This is a genomic window from Chitinophaga sp. (assembly GCF_036569125.1).
Lineage (GTDB): Bacteria > Bacteroidota > Bacteroidia > Chitinophagales > Chitinophagaceae > Chitinophaga.
In genome coordinates, this window is the sequence record NZ_DATCRF010000739.1 from 1 (window position 1) to 6,185 (window position 6,185).

Below are 6,185 nucleotides of genomic sequence, written 5' to 3' on the forward strand. Positions count from 1 at the left end.
GTCCATAGCTGGGCATTCCCTCTCAGGATAATGTGCCCGCCGCGGCCACCATCGCCCCCGTCAGGCCCTGCCTGCGGGTTGAATTTGGTGCGCATAAAATGGGCGCTGCCGGCGCCGCCTTTGCCGGATTTACAAAAAACACGTATATAGTCTACAAAATTTTCCAAAACTGTTTCAATTTACGGGTGGCAGGGGCCGCCCTGCCTTAAATAAAAACGCAAAGATCGGGAAGTTTGCGTGAAAAGACACAATCACGCTACTTACGATCTTTGCGTTATGATATTTTTGCGCAGGCAGGGCCTGCAAACTGCTCGTATATTATCTAATGTGGTCAGCTACATTTCCTGGCTAAGAGCCAACGGCTAATTGCTAACAGCTAAAGCCAACAGCTCACTACACCTTCTCGCTCACCAGCTCATCGATCTCCTTGCTCAGCAGGCTGAATATTTCATCAATGCTGCCGTTGCCTTTGATCTTTTTAAACTTGCCGTATTTGGCATAGTGATCAGCCACCGGGGCAGTTTTGTTATGATATTCCACAATACGTGCCTTTACAATCTCCTCGCTGGCATCATCGCTGCGGCCGGAGGTAAGACCCCGGTTCAGCAGGCGTTTGATCAGCTCATCTTCCGGCACTTCCAGGCTTAGTACAGCAGCAATGCTGGTTTTCTTTAAAGCCAGGAGCTTGTCCAGCGCTTCTGCCTGGGCAGAGGTGCGGGGAAAACCATCAAATATAAATCCCCGGGCTTCCGGGTTGGCATCCAGTTTGGAACTGATCATGCCTATTACTACTTCGTCCGGAACCAGCTGGCCCTGGTCCATTACTTTTTTTGCTTCCATTCCCAGGGGTGTCTGGGCGCCTATTTCGCTCCGCAGCAGATCGCCGGTGCTCAGGTGAATGAGGCCGTATTTCTGGATCAGGTTAGCACTTTGTGTACCCTTGCCGCTGCCGGGAGGGCCAAATAAAATAATATTGACCATGTTCTTTAAAAAAACTTAATTAGCAAGATTGCAAATATAACAAACTATTGAATGTTCTGGTAACTAAAATTACCGTTGCTTAAATAATATAAAACAATTTATCGGATTAATTAACAACATTTAAAAAAATCGCTAAAAAGATAAAATTTTTTGAAATATGATTTTAGTATAAAGCATTTATTTTATGCACGTTAAACAGATACATAATTTATTTTATTAATCCGTTGAACCTCATATAAATATTTGTATGTTTATAGGTATGATGAGGAAGCAATTTATGGTACTGGGCCTCACAGGGTTTTTCATGACAGGACAAGCGGTTCAGCAGGGGCCCACATGGCAGGACAGGACATTTTCACAGGAGGCAGCGCTTTCACCGGCGCCCCTGCAGCAACAAAAAGATACACTCGGACAGGATGACCCGGCCGCCCAATGGGCCGACAGTGTTTTTAGCACGCTTACGCCGGAGGAGCGTATTGCGCAGCTGATCATGATCCGCGCACATTCCAACCTGGGGCAGGATCATATTGATAAGGTAGTGAACGACATCCGCAGCAATAAAGTAGGCGGCGTTATCTTTTTCCAGGGCGGCCCGGTGCGGCAGGCCCAGCTAACAAACTATTATCAATCCATTTCCAAAGTGCCCCTGCTGGTGTCTATTGACGGTGAGTGGGGCCTGGGTATGCGGCTGGACAGTGTAATAAGCCTGCCCCGCAACCTGATGCTGGGCGCCCTGCAGGACAGTACACTGGCCTGGCAATACGGCCACCTGCTGGGGGAGCAGTGCCGCCGCATGGGTATTCATATTGATTTTGCGCCGGACATGGATGTGAACAACAATCCCAACAACCCGGTAATTAACGACCGCTCGTTCGGGGAAAATAAATACCAGGTAGCCCGCATGGGTGTGGCCACCATACAAGGTATGCAGGCAGCCGGCATTATGGCGTGCTCCAAACATTTTCCCGGCCATGGGGATACGGATGTAGATTCTCACCTGGACCTGCCGGTGATAGGCAAAAGCCGTGCACAGCTGGATTCACTGGAGCTGTACCCTTTCCGCCAGGCCATAGCAGCCGGCGTAGGTTCTATTATGGTGGCGCACCTGTATGTGCCGGCCATTGATAAACGGCCTAATACGCCTACCTCTATCTCTTATAATGCTACCACCAAACTGCTTAAGAATGAGCTGGACTTTAACGGGCTGGTAGTAACCGATGCGCTGGAAATGAAAGGCATTGCAAAGTTTTACTCCAAAGGGGAGGAGGCCTTGCAATCACTGCTGGCCGGTAATGACCTGCTGGTGCTGCCCTCCACCGCAGAAGGCAGTGTGGCGGCCATTATGCGCGGCATTAAACGCGGGCAGATCAGCTGGCCGGAGGTGAACAAGCGCGTAAAAAAAGTGCTCGTAGCCAAATATAACCTGGGCCTTAACAAACCACAGGTTATAGATACGGAGCACCTTACCGATGACCTGAATGCCAAAACAGATACTTTAAAGAAGCAGATTGCGGAGCAGGCTATTACACTGGTAAAGAATGATAACCGCCTGGTGCCCTTCAAGATGTTTCCTATTAAGAAGGAAAAGCTGGCCGTGGTGGCCGTAGGCGCCGATGCCAGCAATACCTTTTTGCAAACGGTTAAAAGCTACCGCCCGGATGTGGATGTGTTTGTATTTACCAGCCGCCAGAGCTTACAGGAAGTAGCGGTGCTGATGAACAAGCTGCAGCGGGATTATAAGCAGGTGATCATTAGCCTGCACAATTACAACCGCCGCCCGGCCAATAGCTTTGGCATTACCGTGGCCGAAAAAGTACTGGTGCGGCAGCTGCAGCAGGAAATGCCTTCTGTGCTGGTGGCCTTTGGCAACCCCTATGCGCTGCAATATTTTTGCGAAGCGCCCACCATTATGGCTGCTTATGAGGATGATGATATAACCCAGAAAGCAGCGGCCGACATATTGTTTGGCAAAATTGCGCCCAGGGGAAAATTGCCGGTAACGGTGTGTAACATTCCCTCCGGCAGCGGCATTACCTATGAGCTGCCTAAGTTTATTACCCTGCCTAAAATTACGCCGGAAGAAGTGGGCATGAGATCGGCCGTGTTAAACGAAATAGACGGCATTGCCAAAAACATGATAGACCAGGGCGCGGCCCCGGGCTGCCAGGTACTGGCGCTGAAGGATGGGCGTGTAGTGTACGATAAATGTTTTGGCTTTTATGAATACAACCGCTGGGAAGAGGTAACGCCATCCTCTATATATGACCTGGCATCCGTAACAAAAATTTGCGCTACCACCATTTCCATAATGCGCCTGTATGATGAAGGCAAGGTAAAGCTGGATGATAAGCTGGGTGATTATTTACCGATTGTAAAAGGTACGGATAAAGCCAACATGCGCATCCGCGATATTCTGCTGCACCAGGCCGGCCTGGCGGCTTTCATTCCTTTTTATAAGGCAACCTTGTATAGCAATGGCATGCCGGATACAGTGCTGTACCATAAAGATGCGGATTCACTGCATACCGTTCGGGTGGCAGATCATATGTATATGGACAGCAATTATGTGGGGGTGATGTATAAGACCATGCTGGATAGCAAGCTGAATCCGCGCCAGGGCTATGTATACAGCGACATGGATTTTATTTTCCTGGGCAAGATCGTAGAACAGCTTACCGGTAAAAAGCTGAATGAATATGTAAAAGAAACCTTTTACGATCCCCTGGGGCTGGAAACCACTGGTTTCCGCCCAAGAGAACGTTTTCCTTTACAACGTATAGCGCCCACGGAATTTGAACATACCTTCCGCATGCAGCTGATACGTGGCGATGTACACGACCCTGGTGCAGCCATGTTTGGCGGCGTTGCCGGTCATGCAGGATTGTTTTCTAACGCGAATGATCTCGGGGTGTTGTTACAAATGCTACTGAACGGGGGCCGGTATAATGATATGCAGTTTATTAAACCGGAAACAATTCAAATGTTCAGTGCCTATGGTACGCCGCAAAGCAGGCGTGGCCTGGGTTTCGACAAACCGGAAAGAGATAATGCACATCGCAAAGATCCTTATCCGGCCGCCAGCGCCTCTCCCCTTACTTTCGGGCATACCGGGTTCACAGGAACCTGTATATGGGTAGACCCACAGTATAAACTGGTGTTTGTATTCCTTAGTAACCGGGTATGCCCTTTGGGCGGCGCCAATCTCAAACTAAGCACGTTGCATGTTCGAGAACGGATTTTAGAAACATTATACAAAGCAATGAAGTAAGGGTGAATAATGAAGTGCAGGCACTGCACCATTCACAGCATACTATTTGCTTTCTACGGATACCAACCTGTTTACAGACAGCTGGGTTTTGATCTCTACTGAACGCTGGATCACACCATTTTTACCATTCCTTACTTCAAAGGTATAGTTACCGTCTTCTAAGCCCTGCAGGTTGTAACGGCCCATGAATACAGGCGTAGCGGGAATAATTTCGCGGTGTAATACGTTGTGGTTCTGATCTTTTATCAGCAGTATTACTTTGTCAGCGCCGGGATTTTCAACGCTTACACGAAATACCAGGGAATCTTTCCTGGGCTGGGAAATGTTCACTTTAAAATTGCTGGGCACATCAGATGAAAAATGCGCAGCGGTAGTGCGGGCGGTGTTCAGAGCAAAAGTATGTTCCTGAGCAGCAACGCCTGTAGCGGTTAACAGCATGGCTGCAATAGCCATAGTAGCGGTTTTGGACATGTGTTTCATGACATTAAGTTGTTTAAATGTTTAAATTTTTCGGGGGCAGTATTAGCTAATACTTAATGCCTTTTTGACTTTTTTGTTTTTGTCGCCGCAAAGATAGTGCATCATATGTTAAGAGAACGTTATGCACCCATTAAAAATTTATGATGGATTGTTTGAACATAAATGCCCGCCAGCCATACATTCTGCGTGTTAGTGCCTGAAAATCAAATGCTCATATAGCTGTTGCCGTTAGTAAGAAATTTTTAAGCCCTTAAATTTCTTGACGTAACTCTGACACTTCTCCGGCCGGCAGGTTAAAATTGTTGCGGATCCATCTGATGAGCGAATCCAGGCGCGGATAATGATATAAACGGTCGTTCATTTTTCGTAGGGTCGTATCCGATATAGCCCAGTTCATAGCATAAGTATTGCTGTCGCTTTTTTCATAAAGGGAGATGGGAAAGTAAGTAGTATCCTTATTGATCTCACGCAAATAATTAATGAGGCGCAGGTTATTTACAATGGTTTGCGTACCGTAAGAGCCAATGAGTGTTTGCACCGGCGCCAGCAGATCATTTACCAGGGGATGTACTTTGTGCAGCTGCACCGGCTCCCGGCTTGAGTTGGTGATGTGTATTACATACCAGCGCAGCTTTTTAGGCAGCTGCAGGTTTTTCAGCTGCGGGTAGTAGCTGCTGCTGTCATGCACCCACTGGTTTAGCTTTAAGATCATTTCATGTACCACACCGGCGCCTGAATTATCAAAGTAACCGCCATCTACAAAATAACTGTCGTGTATGCGGCCGGCAGGGCTTATGTATGGAAAGCGCGCACCCAATACAACTGCAGTGCTCAGGCGCATATCTTCCCCGGGTTTTAACAGGCTTAACACATCTATGCGCTTACCAAAGATGCTAGAATCAATGTTAATATTACTTACTACACCCGGCGCGCCATCCTGCATGCGGGTAGTGTTAATACATAATATGGGCAAGGTGTAAGCGCTATCCTGCTGCCGGGTTACAAGCGCCGACATTCTTTGCTCAAATGCCTTGCGCATGATCACAGAATCCGGCGCGGCGTTTTCAATGGCATATTCAAGCGCTGCTGCACGGTCATATACAAAAGGAAAAGGGAATACAGGACGGAACAGGTCCGGCCCCATCATACGCGCAAGGGTATACGTCAAAAAGTCGGATTTCAGATAATCCTGTGCCTCCCCTAACAGGGTATGATGCCCACGGTAAATGCTGTCGCGTTTTTGCAGTAAAGCAAAGAAGGTGCTGTTACCTACACTGCCGCCGGATGCGCCGGAAAGGCAAAGCAGGTGTTTTGAGAACTGGCTGTTGGAGCCTTCTTCCAGGCGGCTGAGCACTGCAGCAGTCCAGTAACCGGAGCGGGAGGCGCCCCCATCTGCCAGCACAAAAAATACCGGGTAAATACTATCGCGCTGTATAACCGTATGCCGCTGCTGCAC

The 6,185-nt window shown here is 48.4% G+C and carries 4 protein-coding genes and 1 pseudogene; 1 reads left to right on the forward strand and 4 read right to left on the reverse strand.

What is annotated here, in order from left to right; genetic code table 11:
* Both VIM87_RS27415 and VIM87_RS27420 read right to left on the reverse strand, forming a co-directional pair.
* Window positions 1-167 (reverse strand): annotated as a pseudogene (locus VIM87_RS27415) (GTPase ObgE); the annotation flags it as partial.
* 226 nt (window positions 168-393) lie between these two features.
* Window positions 394-981 (reverse strand): adenylate kinase, encoded by a 588-nt coding sequence (locus tag VIM87_RS27420; protein ID WP_089907091.1) that lies wholly within the window; start codon window positions 979-981, stop codon window positions 394-396.
* Window positions 982-1,285: 304 nt separating this feature from the next.
* Between VIM87_RS27420 and VIM87_RS27425 the strand changes: the two genes are divergently transcribed.
* Window positions 1,286-4,249: a glycoside hydrolase family 3 N-terminal domain-containing protein gene (locus tag VIM87_RS27425; RefSeq protein WP_332000075.1), complete on the forward strand. Its 2,964-nt coding sequence runs from the start codon at window positions 1,286-1,288 to the stop codon at window positions 4,247-4,249.
* A 42-nt stretch (window positions 4,250-4,291) separates the two neighbouring features.
* On the opposite strand, the gene VIM87_RS27430 is transcribed toward VIM87_RS27425, so the two are convergent.
* Together VIM87_RS27430 and VIM87_RS27435 are read right to left on the reverse strand one after the other, a co-directional pair.
* Window positions 4,292-4,729: a hypothetical protein gene (locus tag VIM87_RS27430; RefSeq protein WP_332000076.1), complete on the reverse strand. Its 438-nt coding sequence runs from the start codon at window positions 4,727-4,729 to the stop codon at window positions 4,292-4,294.
* Window positions 4,730-4,979: 250 nt separating this feature from the next.
* On the reverse strand, window positions 4,980-6,185 hold a 1,206-nt coding region (locus VIM87_RS27435; protein ID WP_332000077.1), incomplete at its 5' end, for a patatin-like phospholipase family protein.